The sequence below is a fragment of the Kiloniellales bacterium genome (genome assembly GCA_030066685.1).
Lineage (GTDB): Bacteria > Pseudomonadota > Alphaproteobacteria > Kiloniellales > JAKSBE01 > JAKSBE01.
Map to the genome: position 1 here is coordinate 16,260 of JASJBF010000013.1, position 24,283 is coordinate 40,542.

Consider the following 24,283-nt stretch of genomic DNA (forward strand, 5'->3'; position numbering starts at 1 on the left):
TGGTCGGGCAGTCGTAGGCCGGATAGGGGTCACCGCGTTTGTTGTCGACACGCGTCAAGGAGTCGATCAAGACCGCCCTGGCGATGGTGATTGCCTATGCGATCGCCCTCTATCTCGGCTGGGAGAAGCCCTTCTGGGCCGGCTTCGCGGTGGCCATGATCAGCCTCGATACGGCGGGTGCGTCGCTCAACAAGGCCGCGATGCGGATGCTCGGCACCCTGGTGGCCGGGGCCGCCGCCCTGACTTTCATCGCCCTGTTTCCGCAGGAGCGCTGGGCCATGATCGCTGGCCTGTCGCTCTACGTCGGCTTCTGCGTCTACATGCTGACAGGCGATCGCTACAGCTACTTCTGGTTCGTCAGCGCCTTCACGACCCTGGTCATTATCATCGATACGACGCCGGCCGACTCGCTGCAGGCCTTCCGGATCACGGTCGCGCGCGTCGAGGAAACCGGCATGGGGATCCTGGTATACTCGCTGGTTTCCGCCTTTATCTGGCCGCAGGACAGCCGGGGCGCACTCGAAGCGGCCAGCCGCGATCTAGCCGCGGCCCAGGAGGAACTCTTCCGAAGCTATCGCGCCTTGATGGCCGGCCAGGGCGAGGCGGAGGACAGCCGGCCGCTGCGGCTGCGCGAGGTCCAGCTCGCGGCCCGCTTCAGACAGGCCCTCGATGCCGCCGAGACGGACAGCTACGAGGTCTGGGAGCTGCGCCGGCAATGGCGGCGCTTGCGGCAGTTGTCGAGCGAAGTCATGGAAACGCTCGAGCAATGGCGCGAGACCTTTCCCGAGCTTCAGGACGTCGAGCTGAACAGACCTCTGCCGAACCTGGAGGCATTCTGCGCCGAGCTGGAGGCGCGCTTCCTTGAGATCCGTCGCCTGCTGGCCGGAGAGACGCCGACGCGCTCGTTCGACGCCGTCACCCTGCAAGTTGACCGCGACGAGGCCCATGCCCTCGGCCATTTTCAAAGGGCAGCAGGGGCGCTCGCCAAGGCCCGCCTCGATCGCCTGGAGACGCTGTCCCGCCACCTGCTCGACACCGTGAGAGACATGAGGGGCCATGGCAGCCAGGCAAGGGAGCCCTCGGCGGAGGCTCTGCCAGGGAAAGGGATCCAGATCGATCCGGATCGGCTCGGCGCCGCAGCGACGGTCGTGGCGACGCTTTGGATCGGTTTTCTGATCTGGATCTACGTCGACCCGCCGCAAGGCGCGCTGTTTGTCTTCATGGCGACTCAGTGGACGATGATTGCCGCGCTCGCGCGCCAGAGAGTGACCGTGCTGCCGCCCGGTTTCCTTTTTGGCATCCTGTTCGGCGGCGCGCTCTACATCTTCGTCATGCCGCAGCTCTCGGGCTACACGCAGCTCGGCGCGATGATCTTCTGCGCGACCTTCGCGATCTTCTATCTCTGCTGGGCACCGCACCTGCGGCTCGTCCGCAGCGTCCTCTTGGCGCTGGTCAATGTCCTGATCGCCATCGACAATCAGCAGAGCTACGACTTCGCGAGCTATCTGAACACCTCGGCGACGATCCTGCTGTCGCTCACGCTGGCGATTGCGACGTCCTACTTTCCGACGTCGCCGCGACCGGAGAAGGCCTTCCTGCGCCTGTTCCGCCGTTTTCTCCGACAGGCGGACTTCATGCTGTCGCGCCTCGCCCTCGACAGGGACCAGGCAAGGGGCTGGGCGGTCCGTTGGAAGACGGCGCTCTACAGCCGCGACCTCCTGGCGCTGCCGAGAAAGCTGGAAGCCCTGGGTCGGCAGATCGACTACGCGCTGTTGCCCAATGACACGCCCGAGAAGGTCCAGGCCTTGGCCCTCAACATGCAGGCGGTCGCCTATCGGATCGAAGAGCTCTTGCAGGCCCGCGAGCTTCCGCATTCGGAGTCGCTGGTTCGGCAGTTCCAGGAAGAACTGCGGGCTTGGCGCCAAGTCGCCCAGGAGCAGCTGCGCCTCTGGGCCGACGATCCGGTGGCGGCGACGGCTCAGGAGCTCGACATGGAGGGACGCCTTGCCGCACGCATGGCCAGGCTAGACGCCCGGATCGACGAGGCCTACGGCCAGGCCGAGACCGCTGCGCTGAGCGCCCGCGACTTCGAGAACTTCTTCCGCTATCTCGGCGGACTTCGCGGCCTCTCGGAATCCGGCATCGGCTTCATCAGGGTCGCCGAGACGGTCGACTGGGCGCGGTGGCGCGAGGCCAGGTTCTGAAGCCGGAACCCGGGAGGCGCACTATGGTACCGTGGCGTGCGAGCCGAGAGAACGAGATGAGAGAGCAGGCATGACCTTCATACCCAGCGAGTTCGCCATCGGCGGCGTCTACTTCCCGCCCCTGCTGATCGCCGGCTTCCTCGGCGTGGTGGCGGCCGTGCTGACGGCCTACCTGCTCAATCGCTACCGCCTGTCCCGCTTCTTCTTCTATCCGCCCTTGGTCTTCCTCGCGCTGGCCGTCATATACACCGGCGTCATTGGCACCTATGTGATCCCGTCATGAAGGCGCTGAGCACCGTTGCGAAAGTTCTGCTCACGAGCGCCGTGGTCCTGGTCGCGGTCGCCGTGGTCGCCGTCAAGTACTGGGACTACATCGTCAACCCCTGGACCCGCGACGGCCAGGTCCGCGCCCAGGTCGTTCAGATCACCCCGCGGATCTCGGGTCCGATCGTCCGGCTGCCGATCGAGGACAACCAGTTCGTCAAGGCGGGCGACCTGCTGTTCGAGATCGACCCGCGGACCTTCGCGGCGGACCTGGCGCTGGCCAAGGCCAAGCTCGACCGGACGCGCGACCAGATTTCGGCCCTGGAGAAGAACGTCACGGCGGCCGAGGCGACGGTCGAGCAGTACGGCGCGCTCATCAAGGCGGCCGAGGCGACGATCCGGAAGAACGAGGCCGAAGTCGAACGCACCAAGATCGACGTCGACCGCGCCGAGATACTGCTCAAGCAGGGCAACGTCACCAAGCGCCGCCGGGACGAAGCGATCGCGGACTTCGATTCCGCCGTGGGGGCGCGGGACAACGCGGTGGAGAACAGGAACCAGGCGCGCGCCCAGAAGCTCCAGGCCGAAGCTGATCTCGCCGAGGCCCAGGCCGATCTCGGGGCGCCGGGCGAAGACAACGCGCGCCTGCGCGCGGCCAAGGCGGAGGTCGAGACCGCCGAGCTCAACCTGGAGTTCACCAAGGTCGTAGCCCCGGTCGACGGCTACGTCACCAACCTCGACCTGCGCCTCGGCGACCAGGCCGTCACGAACAAGCCGGCCCTGGCACTGGTCGACGTCGACAGCTTCTGGGTCCACGGCTTCTTCAAGGAGAACTACATCGAGGGCATCCGCGCGGGCGACCGCGCCATCGTCACCCTCATGAGCTATCCCGACAAGCCGCTGCAGGGCCGCGTCCACAGCCTCGGCTGGGGCATCGCCCAGGCCGACGGCAGCGCCGGCTACGAGCTGCTGCCCAACGTCAGCCCGACCTTCGAGTGGATCCGCCTGGCCCAGCGAGTGCCGGTGCGAGTCCACATCGACGAGCTGCCCGAGGGGGTCGACCTGCGGGTGGGCACCACAGCCTCCGTCCTGGTGATGACCGGGACGGCCGGAACCGACAGCGATGGCTCGGTGCCCGCCGCGCCCAGGCCGTTGCAGTAGGGCCGCGGTTCGAGGGGGAGGCCTGAGCCTGTGGATCTCTTCGTCACGCTTGCCGTCCTCCTGGGGCTGACCGCCCTGTTCAGCTTCGTCAACGAGAGGCTTCTCCGTCTGGAGACCACCATCGGGCTGATGGTCCTGGCGCTGGCGATGTCCTTGACGGTCTGGGTCCTCGACCTCGCCGGCGTCATCGATCTGCTCGACGAGCAACGCGCGCTGGTCTCGAAGCTCAAGCTCGACGAAACGCTCCTGAACGGCGTCCTCTGCTTCATGCTCTTCGCCGGCAGCGTCAACGTGAAGATAAGACTCCTCGCCGAGGAGAAATGGCTGATCGGATCGCTCGCGATCGGCGGCACCCTGATCGCCTGGATCCTGACCGGTCTGCTGCTCTGGGGCGTGACGCGCCTCTTCGGCCTCGAGATTTCGCCAATCTACGCCTTCCTCTTCGGCGCCCTGATCTCGCCGACCGACCCCATCGCCGCGCTGGCCATCCTCGGCAAGGTCGGTTTGCCCGAGCGGCTCGAGGCGATCATCGGCGGCGAGTCCCTCTTCAACGACGGCGTGGGGGTCGTGCTCTTCACCATGTGCCTGGCGATCGCCGTGAGCCCGGAACAGCCGACCTTCGCCGATGCGGTGGTCCTATTCCTGCGCGAGGTGCTGGGCGGCGTCGCGCTCGGCCTCGGCGCCGCCGGCCTGATGCGCTGGATGCTGGTGCGGTCCCGGGACTACGGCACCCATCTCCTGATCACCTTGGGCATCGTCGCCTTGAGCTATGCGCTGGCCGAGGCGGTCGAGGTCTCCGGACCCATCGCCGCGGTCGTGACCGGCCTGGTGATCGGCAACGTCAGCGAACCCGCCGAGGCCGGGGGCGTGCACCGGCTGGTCCGCGACTTCTGGCACGGCATCGACGAGACCTTGAACGCCCTGCTCTTCGTGCTCATCGGGCTGACCGTCGTGCTGGTCTATCCGGTCGAGAGCTTTCCAGCCGGTCTCTCCGCGATCCTGGTCTGCCTGATCGCGCGCCTGGTGAGCGTCTACCTGCCGGTCAGCATGCTGGCGCGCACCCCGGCACTCCAGGCCGACGCCTGGGGCCTGTCCAAGCTCCTGACCTGGGGCGGGCTGCGCGGCGGGCTGGCGCTGGCGCTGGCCCTGTCGATCCCGGCGGTGCCGCAGAAGGGTGCGATCGTCTACATGACCTTTGCGGTGGTCGCCTTCTCCGTCATCGTCCAAGGTCTGACGATCAGCAAGATCTTCAAGCCCGAGGCGCTGAAGCGCCTGATCACGTGACGGTGCGGTGAGGTCATGGACAGGATTCTCGTCAGCGCCTGCCTGCTGGGCCAGCCGGTCCGCTACGACGGCCGCGCGAAGGAGATCCGGGATGCGCTGCTGACGCGATGGAGAGGCGAGGGACGCCTGGTGCCGATCTGCCCGGAGGTCGGCGCCGGTTTCGGGACCCCGCGGCCGCCCGCCGAGATCATGGCCGGCTTCGACGGCCGGGACGTCCTGGAGGGCAAAGCCCGCGTCTTGGAGGCAGGCGGCGCGGACGCCACGGCGGCCTTCCTCGAGGGCGCGCGGCTGGCGCTCGAGACCGCGAGGAGAAACGACTGCCGTTTCGCCCTTCTGACGGATGGAAGCCCGTCCTGCGGTTCGACCTTTATCTACGACGGCGGCTTCGACGGCCGCGCCAAGCCGGGCCCTGGGGTGGTCGCCGCGCTGCTGTCGGCCGAGGGGATCGCCGTCTTCGCCGAGACGCGGATCGCGGAGCTCGCAAAGGCGCTCGAAGGCGGCGGCGGTTCATAACCGCGGCGTCCCTGCCTATACTCCCCGGCAAAGGGACAGGGACGGGACCATGGCGATCGACGCGGAGACCTTCGACCAGCTTCTGGAGACCGTCGGGCGCTTCGTCGAGGAGCGGCTGCGGCCGGCCGAGGCCGAGGTCGACGCCGAGGACCGGGTGCCCGAGGGCATCGTCGAGGAGATGAAGCGGCTTGGGCTCTTCGGCCTGACCATTCCCGAGGCCTACGGCGGCCTGGGCCTGGAGGCCGAGGAGGAGGTCCGGGTCGCCCTGCTGCTGGGCCGCAGTTCGCCGGCCTTCCGCTCGGTCTTCGGCACCAATATCGGGATCGGCAGCCAGGGCCTGGTGGTCGACGGCACCGAGGCGCAGAAGCGGCACTACCTGCCGGGCATGGCCTCGGGCGAGATCATCGGCTCCTTCTGCTTGACCGAGCCTGACGCCGGCTCCGACGCCGCGGCCCTGCGCACCACGGCGCTGCGCGACGGCAACGGCTACATCCTCAACGGCACCAAGCGCTACATCACCAACGCGCCGCGCGCCGATGTCTTCACCGTCATGGCGCGCAGCGATCCCGAGACGCCCGGCGCGCGCGGCGTCTCGGCCTTCATCGTCGAGGCCGACACGCCGGGCATCCGGCTCGGCAAGCCGGAGAAGAAGATGGGCCAGAAGGGCGCCCAGGTCTGCGACGTGGTCTTCGAGGACTGCCGGATTCCGGGCGACGCCCTGATCGGCGAGGTCGAGGGGCAGGGCTTCAAGACCGCCATGAAGGTGCTCGACCGTGGCCGCCTGCACATCTCGGCGGTCTGCGTCGGGGTCGCCAAGCGGCTGATCGAGGAAAGCTTGAGCTATGCGATGGAGCGCAAGCAGTTCGGCAAGGCGATCGCCGACTTCCAGCTGGTCCAGGCGATGCTCGCCGACAGCGAGACCGAGGCCGCCGCGGCCGAGGCCCTGGTGCTCGACGCCGCGCGCCGGCGCGACGCCGGGGCGGGCATCACCAAGCTGGCCGCCATGTGCAAGTACTTCGCCTCCGAGATGGTCGGCCGGGTCGCCGACCGGGCGGTGCAGATCCACGGCGGCGCGGGCTACATCGCCGACTATCCCGTGGAGCGCTTCTACCGCGACGTCCGGCTGTTCCGCATCTACGAGGGCACCTCGCAGATCCAGCAGCTGATCATCGCCCGGGAGATGATGAAGGGGGCCGGATGAACCCGGACGCCGATCCGCAGGCGGCGGCCCCCGCGCCGGCCCTGCCGCCGGACCGTTTCCGTTGGATCACCGATCCCCTGGACCACTGGGCGGCCGCGGCGCCGGAGCGGATCGCCGCCGCCGACCCGCTGGCCCTCCGCAGCTACGCCGGCCTGCGGGAAGAGGTCGAGGCCCTCGCGGCGCTGTTCCGGGCCGAGGGCGTCGAGCCCGGCGACCGGGTCCTGATCCTGCTGGAGAACAGCCTCGCCGGGGCGGCGGCGATCCTGGCCGCCGCCCGGCTCCGGGCCTGGGCGGTGCCGCTGAATGCTCGGCTCTCGGCGCGCGAGGTCGACGCCATCCGGGCCCACTGCCGGCCGCGGGTCTCGCTCTACACCGCCGGCGTCTCGCCCGAGGCCGCGGCGCACGCCCGCCGCCACGGGGCGGCGACGCGGCCGGCGCTAGAGCCCCTGGGCGCGGTGCTCGCGGCGGGCGGCGAGGCCGCGCCGGAGCCGGTCGCCGAGGACCCGGCGGCGCAGGTCGCGGCGCTGATCTACACCACCGGGACCACGGGCGCCCCAAAGGGCGTCATGCTGACCCACGACAACCTGATGTTCATCGCCGGGCGCTCCTCCCGGCAGCGCGGCGTGACCGCCGCCGACCGGGTCTACGACGTGCTGCCGATGAGTCACGTCTTCGGCCTGTCCTCGGTCCTGCTCGGCTCGCTCTACCAGGGCGCGCGGCTCGACCTCGTGCCCCGCTTCGATCCGGAGGCGGTGGCCCGCGCCCTGGCCGAGGACGGGGTGACGATCTTCCAGGGCGTGCCGCAGATGTACGCCCGGCTCCTGGCGCGGCTGGAGGCGGGCGCGGGCTTGCCGGCGCCGCGGCTGCGCTACATCTCGGCCGGCGGCGCGCCCCTGGAGCCCGACCTCAAGGCCCGGGTCGAGGCGCTCTGGTCCCTGCCGCTGCACAACGGCTACGGCCTGACCGAGACCTCGCCGACGATCTCGACCACCGAGCCCGACCGGCCGGCCGCCGACGACAGCACCGGGCCGCCGCTGCCCGACGTCGAGGTCCGCATCGCCGGGCCCGAGGGCGAGGCCCTGCCCACCGGGGAGGTCGGCGAGATCCGGATCCGCGGCCGCCTGGTCATGAAGGGCTACTACCGCGATCCGGAGCAGACCTCGGCGGCGGTGACGTCCGAGGGCTGGTTCCGGACCGGCGACCTCGGTCGGCTGTCGGCCGAGGGCGAGCTCTACGTGGTCGGCCGCCTCAAGGAGCTGATCATCCGCTCCGGCTTCAACGTCTATCCGCCGGAGGTCGAGGCGGTGGTCGCCAGCCATCCCCGGGTCGCCCTGGCCGCCGTCCTGGGCCGCAAGGTACCGGGCAACGAGGAGGTCGTGGCCTTCGTCCAGCCGCCGCCCGGCGGCGAGATCGATGTGACGGCCCTGCGCGCCTTCGTCGAGCCGCGCCTGGCGCCCTACAAGCGGCCCTCCGACTACGTCGTCATGGCCGAGCTGCCGGCCAGCGCCACCGGCAAGCTGCTCAAGCACAAGCTGCGCGACCTTCTCTAGAATTCGCTCGCACTTTTCGGAGAGTCACCCCCTCCCGACCCTCCCCCATCAAGGGGGAGGGCTTTGGTGGGCGGAGGCCGTGGCGTCCTCCCTCCCCCTCGATGGGGGAGGGTCGGGGAGGGGGTGAAACGCCGAAGTCTGCAGCAGATCGGGACTAGGCGGCCTGCGGCCGGGCGCCTTTGGCCCGGATGATCAGCAGGCCCGGCAGGGCCAGGGCCAGGCCGATGCCGGCCATGGCGAGATCGCCGAGGCCCGGCAGCACCCCGCCGGGGGCGGCGAAGAACAGTCCGCCGGCGACCAGCAGGGCGCGCGGCGCGATCCAGGCCGGGCCCTCGCGGCAACGGCCGAAGCCGGCGACGTAGCCCTGCAGGCCGCTGCCGATCAGCCAGATCCCGACCACCGCGCCGATCAAGGTGAGGACGATGTCCGGGGCCGGGCCCTCGCCGATCAGGGCCGGGTTGAGGACGAAGAAGAAGGGGACGAAGTAGATGATGCTGCCCAGGCGCATGGCCTCGAGCCCGGCGCCCAGCGCGCGGGTGCCGGCCAGGGAGGCGGCGGCGAAGGCGCCCAGCGCCACCGGCGGGGTGATGTAGGAGACCATGCCCCAGTAGAGGATGAAGAGGTGGACCGCCAGGACGTTGAGCCCGGCCTCGGTCAGCGCCGGCGCCAGAACCACCGCCAGGAAGATGTAGCAGGCGGTGACGGTCATCCCCATGCCGAAGACGAAGGCGGTGACCGCGCCCATGATCAATAGCATCACGGTCGAGCCGCCGGCCAGGAAGATCAGGTCGTTGACCAGGGTCCCGGCCAGCCCGGTCGCCGAGAAGGCGCCGACGATCAGGCCGATGCCGAGCAGCACCGCAACCAGCTCGGCGAGCGCCCGGCCGACCGCGAAGATCAGGCCGATGAAGCCGTCGAGGGAGAAGCGGTGGCTCGGCGAGAGCTGGTTGATGACCAGGAGCAGGCCGGTCGCGTAGAAGGGCGCCCAGGTCTCGCGCCGCAGGACCAGCATGAGGACGATCAGCAGGAGGAAGACGAAGAGGTAGTACCAGCCCTCCTTCAGGGTTCGGCGGAGCGAGGGCAGCTCGGCACGGGTCAGCCCCTTGAGGTCGTGGCGCGCGGCATAGGCGTCGATCTGCACGAAGAGGCCGAAGTAGTAGAGCACCGAGGGAATGGCCGCCGCGACGGCGATCTCGATGTAGGGCCGGCCCAGGAAGGAGGCCATGACGAAGGCGGTGGTGCCCATGACCGGCGGCATCAGGACCCCGCCGGTCGAGGCGCAGGCCTCGGTCCCGGCGGCGTAGCGGGCCGGGAAGCCGCTGCGCTTCATGGCCGGGATCGAGACCGCGCCGGTGGTCAGCACGTTGGAGATCACGCTGCCCGACATCGAGCCCATCAGGCCGCTGGCGAAGATCGCGACCTTGGCCGGGCCGCCGCGCAGGTGGCCGACCAGGGCCAGCGCCAGGTTGTTGAAGAAGGCCCCGCCGCCGGTGTGCTGCAGCGCCGCGCCGAAGACGATGAAGCCGATCACCAGGTTGCCGAAGGCCCGCATCGGGATGCCGAAGGAGCTCTCCGAGGAGATGATGTGATAGGGAATGGCGTCCCAGAAGGGCTGCGCAAAGCCGGAGATCGGGCCGGGCATACGGTCGGCGAAGACCGGGTAGAGCGAGAAGAAGACGACGATCGCGAAGATCACCGGCCCGCCGGCGCGCCGGGTCGCCTCGAGGATCAGCAGCCAGAGGACCAGCGAGGCCCAGCGCGCCGCCTCGGGCGGCGCGTACTCCCAGCCTTCCTCCAGGCTGAGGTCGGCGGTCCAGACGAAGTAGCCGCTGACCGCAAGGGCCAGGACCGCTAGGGCGCCGTCGAGCCCGAAGCTGGCCCGGCCGGCGCCGCGGTAGGGCGGAAACACGAGAAACCCGAGCGCGAGGAAGAGGCCGGCCAGGAGGAAGAGGTAGCGGCCCTCGAGGACGACCAGGCCAAAGGCCTGCAGGTTGAAGAGCTGGTTGATCGAGAGGGCGACGGCGAGCGTGGTTGCGATCACGAAGACCAGCCGCAGCCCGCCGGTCAGCTGGTTGCTCCGGGCGTTCTCCGGCCCGTCCTGGGTCTTGGTCATGGCGCGGCCCCTGTTCCGGCGCGGGGAAGCGGGGCGGCGCGCGCCGCCCCGCGGCTCGCGTCAGAACACCGGCTCGAAGCCGGCCGCCTCCAGGGCCGCGCGCCGGGCGGTGGCCCATTCCGTCTCCCAGGCGTCGTCGTCGACTCCCTTGGCGTCGAGCGCCGACCAGGCCTCGGCCAGGACGTCCTGCCGGCGGATCAGGTCGTCGTTGTGAGCCTGCAGCTCGTCGTTCCAGACGCCGATCTCCTTGTAGTAGGCGATGGCGCCGGGGTGAAAGGGCACCACCCACTTGAAGTTCTGGCGCTCCAGGGCCCAGCCGCCGATCCCCGGCGCCTTGCCGTCGTAGGCCGGGAAGAGCTCGTACATGGCCTTGGTCATGTTGAGGACCATGTCGTCCTTCTGGTCCTCGTAGGCGATCAGGATCGGGTAGGGATAGGCGCCGCCCTCGTAGGGCTGCGCCTCGCTGATCCCGGCGCCGACGGTGGCCTTGTTGGGCTGGAAGAAGGGGGCGATCTTGTTGAGCCGCGACCAGCCTTCGCTGTCGTCGGCGGGCAGCGGCGGCCAGACGATGCCCCGCGGCGAGGCCTCCAGCTCGTAGGCCTTGCCCGAGTTGGTCGAGGCGAAGGCGGCGTCGACCTGGCCGTTGACCATGCCCTTCCAGGAGTCGCCGAAGCCGCCGAACTCGACCTTCTCGACGTCGTCCCAGGTCAGCCCGGCGAAGGCCAGGTAGGCGGTGACGTTGACGTTGAGCGCCGGCGCGCCCTTGACCCAGGCGACCCGCTTGCCCTTGAGGTCCTTGTAGGCCTTGACCCCGGTGTCGGCGGCGACCGCGACGGCCAGGTTGATGCTGCCGTTATTGGCCATCAGCATGCGGACCCGCTGCGGCCCCCAGCGCTTCTTGCCGAACTCGAAGGCGCCCTCCTGGGCCATGAAGCTGGCGCCGACGCCGGTCGCCGAGAACTGCACCTTGCGTTGGCGCAGCGGCTCGGTCCGGGAGACGTCGTTCTTGCCCGGCAGCACCCGCAGGTCGATGCCCAGCTCGTTCTTGAGCGCGCCGCCGATCGCGACCGACTGGTTGTAGCCGGCCGAGCCTGTGCCGTAGGCGGTCCAGGCGAGCTGCTTCGGCAGCTTGATGTCCGCCGCCGCGGCACCGCCGGCAGCGAGGATTGCTGTCAGGGCGCCGAGCAGCGCCGCTCTCGTCGATCTCATAGGCCGTCCTCCCTTGAAGTTCCGATGCTTCTCTCCGGCACCTTCTTGTCGAAGCCTGCAACTCTCACTCTGCAGCGAGGCTAGTTTCTTCTCCTGCGGGCGACAAGGGTCGCTGGCCCGCACGGGCCGCCTGCGCCCCCTTGTCATCACCAGGAAGTCAGACCTTTGCCCCTCGCAGGCTGCCATACTTCTTGGGCTGCAGGGAGGTGCCGATGTTCCATCCCGACCAAAGCCGCCGGTTGCTCGCCCGGATCGCCATGATTGCCGTCGCCGGCCTCATTGCTGCCTGCCAGACCTCGGCCGCGCCGGAGAAGAGCGCCGCCGCCGACACGGAAGCCGAGACCTTCGAAGATCGCCGCGGCGACGCCATGGGCGACGGCTCAGGCGGCGGCATGGGCAACTACTGAGCCCCGGGGGGCCCTCGGTATTCGATTAGGCATTCTGGCCGGGCGGCCGCTCCGCTAGAATAGGCCCCTTGGACGCTGGGCCGGAGGGGGCTGCGATGGAGCGGAAGGAGGCGCGCGAAGCGGCGGTCGCCGAGACCGTCGCCAAGGTGCGACGAATCGAAAACGAGCAGGGCATCACCCGAGAGTCTCTGGCCGAGATCCGCGCGGAACTGCTGCGCCTGGCGGCGCGCCGCGAGCTCTTCCCGCCCGAGGACTTCCCGGGGCCGGCCGACGGCAAGGACAACCGGCTCTACACCCTCTCGATGGACCCGGACAAGCGCTTCGCGCTCTATCTCAACCGGGGCAGCGCCCAGAAGGACACGCCGCCGCACAACCACACCACCTGGGCCGTGGTCGTCGGCATCGCCGGCGAGGAACGCAACAAGATCTACCGGCCCGTCGACGACGAAGACGGCGGTCCCGCGCTCTTGGAGGTGGCGCAGGAAATCATCGTCCGGCCCGGCACCGGGGTCTGCCTGCTGCCCGACGACGTGCACTCGATCCACATGCGCGGCGAGGACCCGAAGCTGCACCTGCACATGTACGGCAAGGCGATCAGCGAAATGCGCGAGCGGATGAAGTTCGATCCGGACACCGGCCGGCGCGAGCACTATCCGCCGCATCCGGACGCCAGGTGACGACCGCGACCATCGCGCCGGCCGCCTTGCACGCGGCGCTGCGCGCGGAGGGCGAACTGGCCCTTCTGGACTTGCGCGAGCAGGGCGTCTTCGGCCGCAGCCACATTCTGCTGGCGACCAACCTGCCGCTCAGCCGACTGGAGCTGCGCCTGCGCGACCTGGTGCCGCGCCGGGCGACGCCGGTCGTGCTCTGCGACGGCGGCGAGGGCCTGGCGGTGCGGGCGGCGCCCCTGATGGCCGCGGCCGGCTACGGCGACGTCAGGATTCTCGAAGGTGGCGTTGCGGCCTGGGGCGCGGCGGGCTTCGAGCTCTTCTCGGGGATCAACGTGCCCTCCAAGGCCTTCGGCGAGGTGGTCGAGCTTCGCCACGACACGCCGAACATCGGCGCCGAGGAGTTGAAGGCCAGGCTCGACGCCGGCGAGGACCTCGTGATCCTCGACAGCCGGCCCGTCGAGGAATACCGGGTGATGAACATCCCCGGCGGCATCGACGTGCCCGGGGCGGAGCTGGTCTACCGGGTCCGCGACCTGGCGCCCGATCCCGAGACCTTGGTGGTGGTCAACTGCGCCGGCCGCACCCGCTCCATCATCGGCGCCCAGTCTCTGATCAACGCCGGCCTGCCCAACCCCGTGGTGGCACTGCGCAACGGCACCATGGGCTGGCACCTGGCCGGCTTCGAGCTGGAGCGCGGCGCCGGGCGGCGCTATGGGCCGGTCAGCGGCGATGCGCGCTCCTGGGCCCGGATGGCCGCGGCCCAGGTCGGCGCGCGCTTCGGCGTCAATTGGATCGATGCCGCGGACCTGCGCGCCTGGCAGGCCGAGGCCGGTGCGCGCAGCCTCTACCTGCTCGACGTGCGCGATCCCGAGGAATACGCCGCCGGCCACCTGCCCGGATCGCTCTCGGCACCGGGCGGCCAGTTGGTCCAGGCGACCGACCGGTGGGTCGCGGTGCGTGCGGGGCGCATCGTCCTGATCGATGACAGCGCGGTGCGCGCGACCATGACCGCCAGCTGGCTCAACCAGATGGGATTTCCCGGCGTCGCGGTGCTTGCGGAGGGCCTGGAGGGCTGGGAGCTGGAGACTGGACCCGGCGGCGCCGAGGTGCCGGAGCTGGCGGCTGCGGCTGTCGAGGCCGTCACGCCGAAGGCGCTCGACGCGGAGACCTTCGTCGTCGACCTTGGCAACAGCCTGGCCCACCGCGGCGGCCACATTCCCGGCGCGGCCTGGGCGATCCGTGCCCGGCTGGACGAGGTCACGGAGGCCCTGGGCCGTCGCCCGAAGCTGGTCTTCACCAGCGAGGACGGACGCCTGGCAAGGCTGGCCGCAGCCGAGCTGGCCGTGCGGTATCCGAAGCTGTCGCTTGCCGCGCTCGATGGCGGGACGGCGGCCTGGACCGCGGCCGGCCTGCCGCTGACACCAGGTATGGAGACCGCGCTTCATCCGGAAGAGGACGTCTACCACCGCCCCTACGACCGCGACAGCGGGGTCGAGGCGGCGATGCAGGCCTACCTCGACTGGGAGGTCGCCCTGGCCGAGCAGATCGAGCGCGACGGGACCCTGGGAATTCCAGACTTCCCGAGCTGACGACTTAAATCCGAAGCGAGCATCCCAGGCCGGCTCAGTAGATTTCCGGCACGCTGTGCGAGAAAAACAACCTCTCGGGCGCGTCCTTGCCGCGCTTGCGGCGCTTGGGCACGGGCGGCATCTCGAAAGGGATCTCCTTATAGGGGATCATGCTCAAGAGGTGCGAGATGCAGTTCAGACGGGCCGAGCGCTTGTCGTCGGCGGCGACCTTGTACCAGGGTGCGTAGTCCGTGTCGGTCGCCCGGATCATGGCGTCGTAGGCCTTGGTGTAGTCCCACCAGCGCGCCCAGGACTCCACGTCCATCGGGCTCAGCTTCCAGTGCTTGCGGGGGTCCTCGGCCCGGGCGAGGAAGCGCTGTTCCTGGATGTCCTGGCTGACGTCGAAGAAGTACTTGATCAGGATGATCCCGTCCTCGATCAGCTCGCGCTCGAACAACGGGCAGATCCGCATGAAGCGCTGGTATTCATCCTCGGTGCAAAAACCCATGACGTGCTCGACGCCGGCCCGGTTGTACCAGCTGCGGTCGAAGAGCATGATTTCGCCTGCGGCCGGGAAGTGGGGTATGTAGCGCTGCATGTAGATCTGCGTCTTCTGCCGTTCGGTCGGGGCTGGCAGAGCCACGACCCGGAAGACGCGCGGGCTCACGCGTTCGGTGATGCGTTTAATGACCCCGCCCTTCCCGGCGGCGTCTCGGCCCTCGAAGACCACCACCACCCTCAGGCCTTCCTTTACGACCCAGGACTGGAGCCGGCAGAGCTCGACCTGGAGCTTTTCGAGCCTCTTGTCGAACTCCTGCCTCGACATTTTCTTCTTCTTAGGCTGGCCCTTCTCAGTCGCTTCTTTGTTGGACTTCTTCTTCGCCATTGCGTCCGACCTCCCTCTGTCCAATCGGTTCGTTTCTTCTGCGCGAAACCCTTGGCCTGGGCGTTGCCAAGATCATTCGGCTTCGCGTTGGAAATGGCGGAAGAGATAGTCGTAGATCTCCTCCAGGTTCTTGTTGAAGTCCTTGGTGAGCGGGCTGGCCTCCTTGGCTTGCCAGGAGTCCGAGCGCGCCGAAAGCGCTTCGGCGAGCTGCCACTTGTGGTCGAAGTCTTGGCCGGCCAGCGCTTCGACGTCCGCCGTGCGCTCGGGCCCGAGGTAGTCGCGGTCCAGCGACGCGAGGCCCTCGTCGTTCACCGCCATCCGGAAGATCTCGGCCGAGGCGATGATCCGCGCCTCGTCGTCTGCCTCCAGCTCGGCGCGGTCCCGCAGAGCGTCTCGGAAGGCGGCCGCCGAGACGATCTGCCGGTCGCGCAGCTCCTCGAAGGCGTCCATCGCGATCCCGGCTTGGGACAGATGCTCGACCACGGCGCCGGACAGCTGGTACCGGACCTCCTTGAAGACCTGCTGCTGGAAGACGTTTTGCAGGAAGAACAGGAAGAAGAAGCTGATCGCCGCCGCGATCACCGGCGTCAGGACCCAGCCCGAGCCGATGTTCCCCAGCACCCGCCACTTGATCTGCCGCGCGCCGGCCAGGCCGTAGGTCAGGCCGATCCCGATCACCGCGCCGATGACCGCCTGGGAACTCGACACCGGGATCAGAGGATAGGGCGGCAGGCCGAGGCTCACCACGAAGCTCAGCAGCTCGTTCGAGGAGAAGATGAACAGCACCAGGGACTGCGCCAGGACCACGACCCAGGCGCCGATCGGGCTGACCGGCATGATGCTGTTGCCCACCGTCATCATGACCGGCTTGGAGTAGAAGACCCCGACCGCGATCGCCAGGCCGCCGACCAGGAAGAGCTGCTGGATCGAGGTCAGGGTGAAGAGCCCGAAGATGTCGGCGTCCTCGAAGGGCGAGGACGAGACGAAGACGCCCATCACGTTGCCGATGTTGTTGGCCCCGAGGCTGTAGGCCCCGAAGGCCCCGGTCACCAGAAGGGCGATGCGGGTCAGGGCGTCCAGGCGGACCATGTGGATCTTCGCCCAGTGCAGGAAGGCGAGGGTCGCCTTGTAGAGCAGGAAGGCGAAGATTGCGCCCAGCACCGGGCAGATCACCCAGGTGCCCACGATCTTCGAAAGGCTGCCCATGTCGGTGAGGAAGCCGCCGAAGAGGTTCCAGCCGATGATCCCGCCTACCACGGCCTGCGTGGTCGACACCGGCAGGCCCGCCTTGGTCATGCCGTAGACCGTGACGGCGGCGGCCAGGGCGACCATGAAGGACCCGGGCAGGGCGTTGACCGCCCCCAGCTTGCCCAGGCCGTGGGCCGCGCCGGCACCGCCGAGGACGGCGCCGAGGACGACGAAGACGGCGCAGATCACCGCCGCCGTGCCGAAGAGAATCATCCGGCTGCCGACGGCCGTGCCGAAGATGTTGGCGGCGTCGTTGGAGCCGAGGGACCAGCCCAGGAACAGACCGCTCGACAGGAAGATGAGAACGGTGATCTCCATGGTGACGCGGCTCTACCTCGCTCGGTCCGTCTTCGAATGACCCTACGGGCGTCAGAGCGCGCGCTTCACGGCGAAGATCGCCATGCGGTCCCCGGCGTCGTTGGCATGGGAGGCGATGTCCCTGAGCTTCACCACCCAGTCAAAGAGCTGGCGCTTTCGTTCCAGGGGTAGGTCGGACTCGAAGATCCGCCGACCCAGCTGAAGCCCGGTGGTCGTCGCCTCTTCCTCGTGGAAGTCGATCTTGTGAACGTGGTTCCGCACGGCCTGGGGGTCCTTGAAATAGCTACGCGCACCGTCGGCCATGGCCTGTCCGGATTTGGCCACCTCGGCGTTGATCTTCTTGAATTCCTCCCGTGCGTCCGCCGGCAGTTCAGGGCGCTCGACCGCAAGCCCGATGACCACGTACGCGCAAGCGTCGAGAACGTTGTCGACCTCGTCGAGCAGGCTGAGGATGTCGCCGCGCGCGTCCGGCATCAGCATTTCCGCATACATCACGTTGGCGATGCTGCGGCGCAGCTCGTCGCCGCGGGCCTCGATGCCCCGGATCTGCTGAACCCTATCGTCCAACTGCGACTCCGGCCCCTTGTCGACATAGTCCGCCATCGTCTGCTCGAGAACCATGATGGCCTCGGAGACCTTGTCGACGAACTCGTCGATCTCGCTGATCAACAGCCCGGTTCTTTGGAAGGGCAGAATATTGGCCATCGTCTCGCCCCCGTGTCGAATGCCCGCCGCTAGCTTCGGAAGGCGCTTTTGCCTCTGGCCGGGCACGCCCGTGCTTCGCGCTTAGGCACATGTGCTAAGCCAACTAATCAAGGTATTGCGGCTCGAGCCTTCGGTCTATCCGCTTCGCGCAATGGCTTCTTTGTTCGATCGCGACTGTCTATGAGCCGACGTTCCCTCACTGGAAACGCTCCAGTGCTTCTCGTTCTAAGACCTGCGCTCGAACTTGCGGAGTTGATCTGCGCGAATCGGATAGACGGACAGCTGAAGGATCGGTTCTACTCCACATAGTTGCCGCTCGGTCGCTTCCGACCGGTGGCGTGATGAGCGAAATGTCCGCTGGGTCGGTCGTGAGGCGAAGCGAACATGGGGAACTGAGGCATTGCCCCCTTCACGGATGTTTTGCCACTATGACCGGGATGCTATGCGTCGCAGGTGCGGAGGTTTGCGGGTGCAAAGCTTGGTCGGATCAGCAGGCTCACTCAATGAGCCGCTGTTTGAAGCAAATCAACAGGAGGTCGCCTCTGGCCCCACCGAGGCCAGCGTGCCACCGTCAAGGAGCGATAACATGACCCGAAAGATCCGCTGGTGTAATGCGGTGGTTCTGGCAGCAGTCTTCAGCCTCGCTTCGGCGTCCGCCTCGGCGCAGCAGCTGTCCCAGTCCAGCTTGACCGATGCCGAGATCGATCAGCGGCTGCGCTTCCTGGAGCAGCGCCTGGACGACAGCAAGCTGCACGGACAGATCTGGCACTGGTCCTGGCTGACCGTCAACGGCGGCAGCGCGGTGGCGAGCACCGCCATGGCGATAGGCACGAGTGACCACGACGACACCGTGTCGCAAAGCGTCCAGGCCGCGCGCGCCACGATCGGCACGGCAAACATGCTCCTTGATCCGCTCGAGGCGCGGCACGGCGCCGACAACATCCGCGATCTGCCGGAATCAACCCGTGAGCAAAAGCTGGCCAAGCTGCGTCTGGCCGAGGACCAGCTGAAGCGCAACGCGGACCGGACCGACACGCGCTACGATTGGAAGCGGTATGCCGGCAATGCCTTCATCAATGCTGCGGCCGGCGGCATCATCGCGGGCCTGGCTGAGGAGGGCGAGGCCTTTCAAGTCGGCATCAGCGGCTTCATCGGCGGCCTCGCCATGCTCTGGACCGAGCCTTGGAACCCGAACAACGACTGGGAGGACTACCAGAAGCTGTCGGGCGGCAAGACCAGCGCGATCGACGTCGATGTCATGGTGGCGGCTCGGCCGGACGGCGGCGGTCTTGCCGTCCGCTTGTCCTGGTGAGGGATCGGAACCCTCCAGCCGACAATGGCGGGGCACGATTCGGCCGCCATCGAGCGCTCTCTTGGCCTCGATGCGCGGACCCGCGCGCTTGCCTGTCGAGGTGATCGGACGCAGCGGACACATCCATCGCGCCGCTGAGTCGAGAGGCCGCGAAGCGAAGGCACTGGCGGCGTTTGATGCTGTGGACTGGCATTCAATCCCGGTGATCGATCGCAGTTGGACTGCGGTTTTGGGTGACTGGCTGGCGAGGACGGGCCCTGGGAAGGCCGGTAGCGGAGGCGGCAATCTGCCATTGACGAACACCCTCGGCCAGATGCGCCAACAGTGAGGATGGTATCCCTGCGCCCGAGGACATCGAGCCTGTGGCGCGGCGGTGCTTGGCGACAAGGATGATGGCGATGGCATTCGAATCCAACCTTTGGCGGTCTCTCGCGCTGCTCTGCCTGATTGGCACGGCAACGGCCGGTTGTGACGAGAAAGACCCGGACGAAGCGGCGAAACCGCTCCCGCGCCCGGTCTCCTTTGTGGAGCTGGAGCTCACCAATCCGCGGCTCGACACGCTGGTCGCCGGCTCGGTCGAATCCTGGAAGAAGGAGATGATCGGTCTCCGGGTGGCCGGCCGTGTGAATTTCGTTCGCGAACCGGGTGAAAACGTCGTCGGCCGCATGTTCGACGAAGACGGCGAGATTCTGGAGCCGGGCACGACGGTCGGCTCGATCGACAACGATCGCTACCTCCTGCGCGTCAGGGAAGCGGAGGCGCAGGTCAGGAGCGCCGAGGCCAAGGCCGAGTCGATCCGCGTCGAGTTCGAGAAGACCATCCCCAACCTGCTGAGGGAGGAACAGGCGGAATACGACCGTGCGAAGAAAGAAGACGCGCGGCAACAACAGCTGCTGAAGGATGGCGCCGGGACGCCGAAGCAGGCCGATGTGGCGCGCGCGCAACTCAGGGAATCCGAGGCCCGGCTCGCCCAGGTGCAGTCTCAGAAATCCGAAGTCGAGAGCCAACTCGCGTCGGCTGAGGCCGAAATGGTGCAGGCCATGGAGGTGCTGCAGCAGGCCAAGGTCGATCTTGCCGACACCCAGCTCCATGCGCCCTTCAACGGGCAGGTCTCGAAGGTTCATGTGATCCCGGGCGGCTACGTCGAAAAGGGACAGCCCGTGGCCACGGTGCAGATGATGGATCCGATCAAGGTCCAGGTTGCCGTCTCGCCGGACACCGACCGCAGGGTGAACTACAACGATATCCTGAAGGTCTACGCGGAGGGCTCGGAGGAGCCGCTCAGTGGCTGGGTCTGGAACAAGGACGCCGTCGCCGACGCCTCGACGCGGACCTTCATGATCACGCTGCTGGTCCGCAACCGCCAGATCGAGGTCGATCCGCCCGAGCAGCTCGGCGCCGCGGATGCCTATCCGACCAGCGACATCCTGCCCGTCGATTCCGAGCATGACGATGGGCGGCCGCCGTACTTCGTCGACGAGTTGACCTTGCACAAGGACGAGCAGGGTTACTTCGTGTGGAAAGTGGAAGGCCTGACCGTCGCCGACCTCAAGGGCTCCTTCAACCCCTTGTTCAAGGTGACGAAGCACCGGGTTTCGCCCGGCACCCGGCGGCTGCCGTTTCTTCAGACCTTCACCTATCGAGAGCTGACGGATATCGGCGAGCTCGAGCCGCATCTGGATCTCATCGCCTCGAACCTGCCGGCCAAGGTCCAGGACGGCGATTCGGTATATCTCTCGCGGAAGCGCTGGCTCTTGCGGCCGGGAGAGCTGGTCAAGGTCGACTTGCGAAGCGGGCAGATCCCGCCGGGGTTTTACGTGCCGGTGCAGGCCATCATCAAGGAAGGCGGCGACCACCACGTTTTCGTCGTGGCCGAACAGGCGAACGGCGAAGCGCAGGCGAAAAGAGTTGCCGTGCGCGCCGGCGACAGCATCGGAACCTTCCAGGGCATCGAGCCCGTCACCGACGGCGATCTCGCCGAAGGCATGAAGCTGATCGTCGACGGCGCCCACTACCTGCGTGACGGCGAGGCGGTCAACGCCTTCCTGGAAGTGGAGCAGGCGCTGTGAACCTTCCGAAGTTCGCGCTCGAGCACAAGCCGATCGTCCTCGGGTTTGCCCTCCTTCTGCTCATTTGGGGCTTGAACGTCTTTCTGACCGCGCCGCGCCGCGAAGACCCCGAGTTCCTGATCCGGGAAGCGGTGGTGAACACCGAATGGCCGGGTGCGACCGCACAACAGGTCGAAGAACTGGTGACCGACAAGGTCGAGGTTGCCGCCGCCAACATCAAGCAGGTGCGGCGGGTGCAGTCGACGAGCTCGGTCGGGAAGTCCACGGTCCAGGTCACCACCATCGACGACGTCACGGATACCGCGGCGATCTGGGCGAAGCTGCGCGCGGAAATGGCGCTGATCGTTCCGGACCTGCCGGAAGGCGCTTCGCACCCGGCGGTCGACGACAACTTCGGAGATACCGCCGCCTTGATCCTGGCCATGTATCAGGATCCGGAATCCGCCGAACGGCGGCGCTACACGCCGAAGGAAATGGAGATCCTGGCGAGGCGGCTGCGCGACCGCCTGATGGACATTCGGCCGACGGAGACGGATTCGGACGGACGCATCGTGCCCATCACCACGGCGCCGGCCTATGTTGCGCGTCTCGATCTCTATGGCGTACAGCGTGAAGTCATCTACCTGGAAACCGATGCCGGTGTCTGGAGCCAGCTCCAGCTGACGACCGACGAGCTGCAGCAGCTCCTCGCCCAGCGCAACGTGATCGCGCCCGCCGGAACCTTCAACACCGCCACCGATCGGGTTCACACCCGGCTCTCCGGCAACTTCGACGCGGCGCGCGAGATTGACAGCGTGGTCGTCGGCCGGGTTGCCTCGGGCGCCGAAACGCCCGGACGTCAGACCCTTGCCGAGCTGAAGCGGGACATCGAGGCCGGCGAAGGCGTCGATGCGGGCCGCCCATCGTCCTTCGAAGTGCCGGTCTATCTGGACGACCTGCGGATCAATGTGACCCGCGGCTACGCGGATCCACCCGAAACCCTGGTGCGCTTCGCCAATAGCGATATCTCGGCCGACGCCATCGCGCTGTCATTTACCATGAAGTCGGGCACCAACATCACCTGGCTGGGTGATGAGGTCGCACGACTCCTGGAGACTCAACGCGACACCTTTTTGCCGCCGGACATCGTGGTTCATGTGGTCTCGGATCCGCCCTTCTTCGTCGAGAAGAAGATCAGCGACGTGGTGAACAACCTGATCGAAGCCGTCGTTCTGGTCCTGCTGATACTGGGCTTGCTGGCCGGTCCGCGGGTCGCCCTGGTCACCGCCGCTTCGGTTCCCTTGATCATGCTGAGTTCGCTGGCATTGATGCGGATCTGGGATGTCGAGATCGAGCAGATCTCGCTCGCGGCGCTCATCGTTTCCTTGGGACTGCTGGTCGACAACGCCATCGTCACCTGTGAGAACACCACCCAGTTCCTCAACCGAGGCATGGACCGCGAGCAGGCGGTGATCGAAGGCTGCAACCAGGTGGGCACCTCGCTGCTGTGGTCCTCGCTGACGACGATCAGCGTCTTCATCCCCATGACCTTCGCGCTGCCTGCCGATATCGGAGAATACGTCTTCAGCCTGCCGGTGGTTGTGACCCTGACGCTGACCGTCAGTTGGCTCTGTGCCATGACGGTGACGCCCATCCTCAACTACTATGTGTTGAGGCCCACGGACGGCCGCATGCCTCTCGTCGCCCTTTTCGCTTGGATCCGGGGCAAACTGGGTGGCAGCGGCAGCCGAGAAGAAGAAGCGACGAGCGTCTCGGACGAGGGCGCCGCGAAGCCTGGTGCCTGGTACGTGCCTCTGTGCCGCTTCGCCATGGCCGGCCGCATTCCGACCATCGGCGTCGCCTTCGCCCTGCTGGTCGGGGCCCTCGCGCTGCCGGTGAAGCCCTCGTTCTTTCCCTTCTCGGACCGTAATCAGTTCACCGTCGACCTCTGGGTGCCGACCACGTCGCCGATCTATCGGACCAACGAGGTGGCCAAGCAGGTCGAGACCCTTCTGCAGCGGCTGAGCAGCACGACCTGGCAGGATGGGGAATGGGTTCCCCTCACGGATGAGGACGGCGAGCCGGTCCAGCGCCTCAACAACATGCTGGTCTACGTCGGCACCGGCGGCGCGCGTTTCTACACCGGCCTCGATCCTGGACCGCAGACGCCCCGCTTCGCGAACATCATCGTCAACGCCAGGAGCTACGACGATGTCGATCCCTTCGTGGCCGATATCCGCCGGGGGGCCTGGGCCGGCGTCGGGGAGCCGGGCAGCGAGGACTACCTGCCGCCGATCGCGGGCGCCCGAGTCGTTCCCCGGCAGCTGGTCATGGGCACGCCGGTTCCCTCGCCGATCGAATACCGCCTCCACGGGCCGCGCCTGGGCAGCGAGAAGGTGTTGCGCTACTACGGCAACCAGATGAAGGACGTGCTCCGTGACAGCGGTTACGTCTGGGACGTGCACGACAGCTGGGGCGAACTCGGATTTCAGTATGATGTGAACCTGAAGTCGGCCGAGGCGAATATGGCGGGCGTCACCAACGACACGGTGGCGCACACCTTGAACGCCTACTACAGCGGCTTCCACCTGACGACCTTTCGGGAGGGCGACCGGCAGCTCCCGGTCATGCTTCGCCTGCCTCCGGAGCAGCGGCGCAAGCTCGAGAACGTCGAGAGCGCCTTCGTGGAGGGCTACACCGGAAAGGTACCGCTGAACTCGGTGGCCGACTTCGAGCTGACGCGGGTCCCGGTCGAGATCACCCGCTATCAGCGCGAGCGCGCGATGCGCATCAGGGCGCGGCCGGAACCCGGGCTCCTGGCGCGGGACATTCTGTTGCAACTGAAGCCGCAGATGGACGCGATCGAAGCGGAGCTGCCGCCCGGCTATCGCATCGAGAACGGCGGAATCGAGGAGGAGGCGCTGAAGGGCGAACGCGGCAACGCGACCTCGCTCATGGTCGGCCTCGTGCTGGTGGTGTTCTGCCTGCTGCTGCAATACAACTCGGCGATCAAGCCGTTGCTGGTCCTCCTCACGGTGCCGCTCTCCATCATCGGCGCGATGCTCGGACTTTGGATCCGCGACATCCCGATGGGCTTCATGGAGACCCTCGGGTTCCTCGCCCTCTTCGGCACGGTTCTGAATGCGGCTATCTTGCTAATCGATTTCACGGAACAGCTGATCAGGCAGAAGCTTGCCGACCGCGACGGCATTGCGCCGCCCGGCGAACGCTCCTACTGCGGCCTGACCCGCGAGGCCTTCCGCGCCACCTTGGCCGAGGCTGGGCGGGCCCGATTGATGCCGATCTTCCTGACGACGGCGACGACCGTCGCGGGCTTGACCTCGCTCATGTTCGGCGGCGGGCCCTTGTTCAAGGGCCTGGCGACGGCCTTCGCCTCCGGTCTGATCGTGGGCAGCGCGATCACGCTCTTCGTTTTGCCCGCGCTGATGGCCCTCTTCGTCGAGAACTTCCGCTTCCAGCTGGTGAAGCCGCCGGAACCGGAGGACCTCTCGCCAGAGCCCGCCCCGGCCGCGGCCGAATAGGGAAGGCGGGGCGCGGCCTTCCCCCGCAATGGGGCTGGGCCCGGGCTGACGTTGGCGTTTGTGTCGGCCTTCCGGATCG

General features: G+C 67.6%; 18 protein-coding genes. 13 read left to right on the plus strand and 5 right to left on the minus strand.

Translation table 11 applies throughout. The features are described 5' to 3' along the window. Nucleotides 1–41: 41 nt before the first annotated feature. The 7 genes from QNJ30_09425 to QNJ30_09455 all read left to right on the plus strand — a co-directional run bounded on the left by QNJ30_09425 (nucleotide 42) and on the right by QNJ30_09455 (nucleotide 8,177). Nucleotides 42–2,204: an FUSC family protein gene (locus QNJ30_09425; GenBank protein ID MDJ0943674.1), complete on the plus strand. Its 2,163-nt coding sequence runs from the start codon at nucleotides 42–44 to the stop codon at nucleotides 2,202–2,204. Between the two features lie 70 nt (nucleotides 2,205–2,274). Further along, nucleotides 2,275–2,487 (plus strand): DUF1656 domain-containing protein, encoded by a 213-nt coding sequence (locus tag QNJ30_09430; GenBank protein ID MDJ0943675.1) that lies wholly within the window; start codon nucleotides 2,275–2,277, stop codon nucleotides 2,485–2,487. Further along, complete coding sequence (locus QNJ30_09435; GenBank protein ID MDJ0943676.1) at nucleotides 2,484–3,629, plus strand: HlyD family secretion protein; 1,146 nt, start codon at nucleotides 2,484–2,486, stop codon at nucleotides 3,627–3,629. The genes QNJ30_09430 and QNJ30_09435 overlap by 4 nt, the downstream gene beginning before the upstream one ends. Nucleotides 3,630–3,659: 30 nt before the next feature. After that, nucleotides 3,660–4,913 (plus strand): sodium:proton antiporter, encoded by a 1,254-nt coding sequence (locus QNJ30_09440; GenBank protein ID MDJ0943677.1) that lies wholly within the window; start codon nucleotides 3,660–3,662, stop codon nucleotides 4,911–4,913. A gap of 15 nt (nucleotides 4,914–4,928) precedes the next feature. After that, on the plus strand, nucleotides 4,929–5,426 hold the full coding sequence (locus QNJ30_09445; protein ID MDJ0943678.1) for a DUF523 domain-containing protein: 498 nt from the start codon (nucleotides 4,929–4,931) through the stop codon (nucleotides 5,424–5,426). A 49-nt stretch (nucleotides 5,427–5,475) separates the two neighbouring features. Then, nucleotides 5,476–6,627 carry an acyl-CoA dehydrogenase family protein gene (locus QNJ30_09450; protein MDJ0943679.1) on the plus strand — a complete coding sequence of 384 codons (1,152 nt, stop codon included), beginning with the start codon at nucleotides 5,476–5,478 and terminating at the stop codon, nucleotides 6,625–6,627. Then, a complete protein-coding gene (locus QNJ30_09455) occupies nucleotides 6,624–8,177 on the plus strand; it encodes a class I adenylate-forming enzyme family protein (GenBank protein ID MDJ0943680.1) in 1,554 nt (517 codons plus the stop codon). Before QNJ30_09450 ends, QNJ30_09455 begins: the two co-directional genes overlap by 4 nt. Before the next feature lie 154 nt (nucleotides 8,178–8,331). Here the strand turns inward: QNJ30_09455 and QNJ30_09460 are convergent, their stop codons facing one another. Both QNJ30_09460 and QNJ30_09465 read right to left on the minus strand, forming a co-directional pair. Beyond that, complete coding sequence (locus QNJ30_09460) at nucleotides 8,332–10,290, minus strand: TRAP transporter fused permease subunit (protein MDJ0943681.1); 1,959 nt, start codon at nucleotides 10,288–10,290, stop codon at nucleotides 8,332–8,334. Nucleotides 10,291–10,350: 60 nt separating this feature from the next. After that, nucleotides 10,351–11,499, minus strand: coding sequence for a TAXI family TRAP transporter solute-binding subunit (locus tag QNJ30_09465; GenBank protein MDJ0943682.1), 1,149 nt, complete (start codon nucleotides 11,497–11,499; stop codon nucleotides 10,351–10,353). A gap of 212 nt (nucleotides 11,500–11,711) precedes the next feature. Between QNJ30_09465 and QNJ30_09470 the strand changes: the two genes are divergently transcribed. The 3 genes from QNJ30_09470 to QNJ30_09480 all read left to right on the plus strand — a co-directional run bounded on the left by QNJ30_09470 (nucleotide 11,712) and on the right by QNJ30_09480 (nucleotide 14,166). Continuing rightward, nucleotides 11,712–11,906, plus strand: a complete 195-nt coding sequence (locus tag QNJ30_09470; GenBank protein ID MDJ0943683.1) for a hypothetical protein — start codon at nucleotides 11,712–11,714, stop codon at nucleotides 11,904–11,906. 95 nt (nucleotides 11,907–12,001) lie between these two features. After that, nucleotides 12,002–12,583 (plus strand): cysteine dioxygenase, encoded by a 582-nt coding sequence (locus QNJ30_09475; GenBank protein ID MDJ0943684.1) that lies wholly within the window; start codon nucleotides 12,002–12,004, stop codon nucleotides 12,581–12,583. Beyond that, nucleotides 12,580–14,166, plus strand: a complete 1,587-nt coding sequence (locus QNJ30_09480; GenBank protein MDJ0943685.1) for a rhodanese-like domain-containing protein — start codon at nucleotides 12,580–12,582, stop codon at nucleotides 14,164–14,166. The genes QNJ30_09475 and QNJ30_09480 overlap by 4 nt, the downstream gene beginning before the upstream one ends. Before the next feature lie 34 nt (nucleotides 14,167–14,200). Here QNJ30_09480 and ppk2 read toward each other — a convergent pair whose 3' ends face one another. The 3 genes from ppk2 to QNJ30_09495 all read right to left on the minus strand — a co-directional run bounded on the left by ppk2 (nucleotide 14,201) and on the right by QNJ30_09495 (nucleotide 17,302). Beyond that, the gene (gene ppk2 / locus QNJ30_09485; GenBank protein ID MDJ0943686.1) at nucleotides 14,201–14,971 is read right to left on the minus strand and encodes a polyphosphate kinase 2; all 771 of its coding nucleotides are present in this window, start codon (nucleotides 14,969–14,971) and stop codon (nucleotides 14,201–14,203) included. A 132-nt stretch (nucleotides 14,972–15,103) separates the two neighbouring features. Beyond that, nucleotides 15,104–16,597: an inorganic phosphate transporter gene (locus tag QNJ30_09490; protein ID MDJ0943687.1), complete on the minus strand. Its 1,494-nt coding sequence runs from the start codon at nucleotides 16,595–16,597 to the stop codon at nucleotides 15,104–15,106. A 51-nt stretch (nucleotides 16,598–16,648) separates the two neighbouring features. Further along, complete coding sequence (locus QNJ30_09495) at nucleotides 16,649–17,302, minus strand: DUF47 family protein (GenBank protein MDJ0943688.1); 654 nt, start codon at nucleotides 17,300–17,302, stop codon at nucleotides 16,649–16,651. A gap of 469 nt (nucleotides 17,303–17,771) precedes the next feature. Between QNJ30_09495 and QNJ30_09500 the strand changes: the two genes are divergently transcribed. The 3 genes from QNJ30_09500 to QNJ30_09510 all read left to right on the plus strand — a co-directional run bounded on the left by QNJ30_09500 (nucleotide 17,772) and on the right by QNJ30_09510 (nucleotide 24,204). Continuing rightward, on the plus strand, nucleotides 17,772–18,614 hold the full coding sequence (locus QNJ30_09500; GenBank protein ID MDJ0943689.1) for a hypothetical protein: 843 nt from the start codon (nucleotides 17,772–17,774) through the stop codon (nucleotides 18,612–18,614). 398 nt (nucleotides 18,615–19,012) lie between these two features. Next, nucleotides 19,013–20,683, plus strand: a complete 1,671-nt coding sequence (locus QNJ30_09505; protein MDJ0943690.1) for an HlyD family efflux transporter periplasmic adaptor subunit — start codon at nucleotides 19,013–19,015, stop codon at nucleotides 20,681–20,683. Further along, on the plus strand, nucleotides 20,680–24,204 hold the full coding sequence (locus QNJ30_09510; protein MDJ0943691.1) for an efflux RND transporter permease subunit: 3,525 nt from the start codon (nucleotides 20,680–20,682) through the stop codon (nucleotides 24,202–24,204). The genes QNJ30_09505 and QNJ30_09510 overlap by 4 nt, the downstream gene beginning before the upstream one ends. Nucleotides 24,205–24,283: the final 79 nt, after the last annotated feature.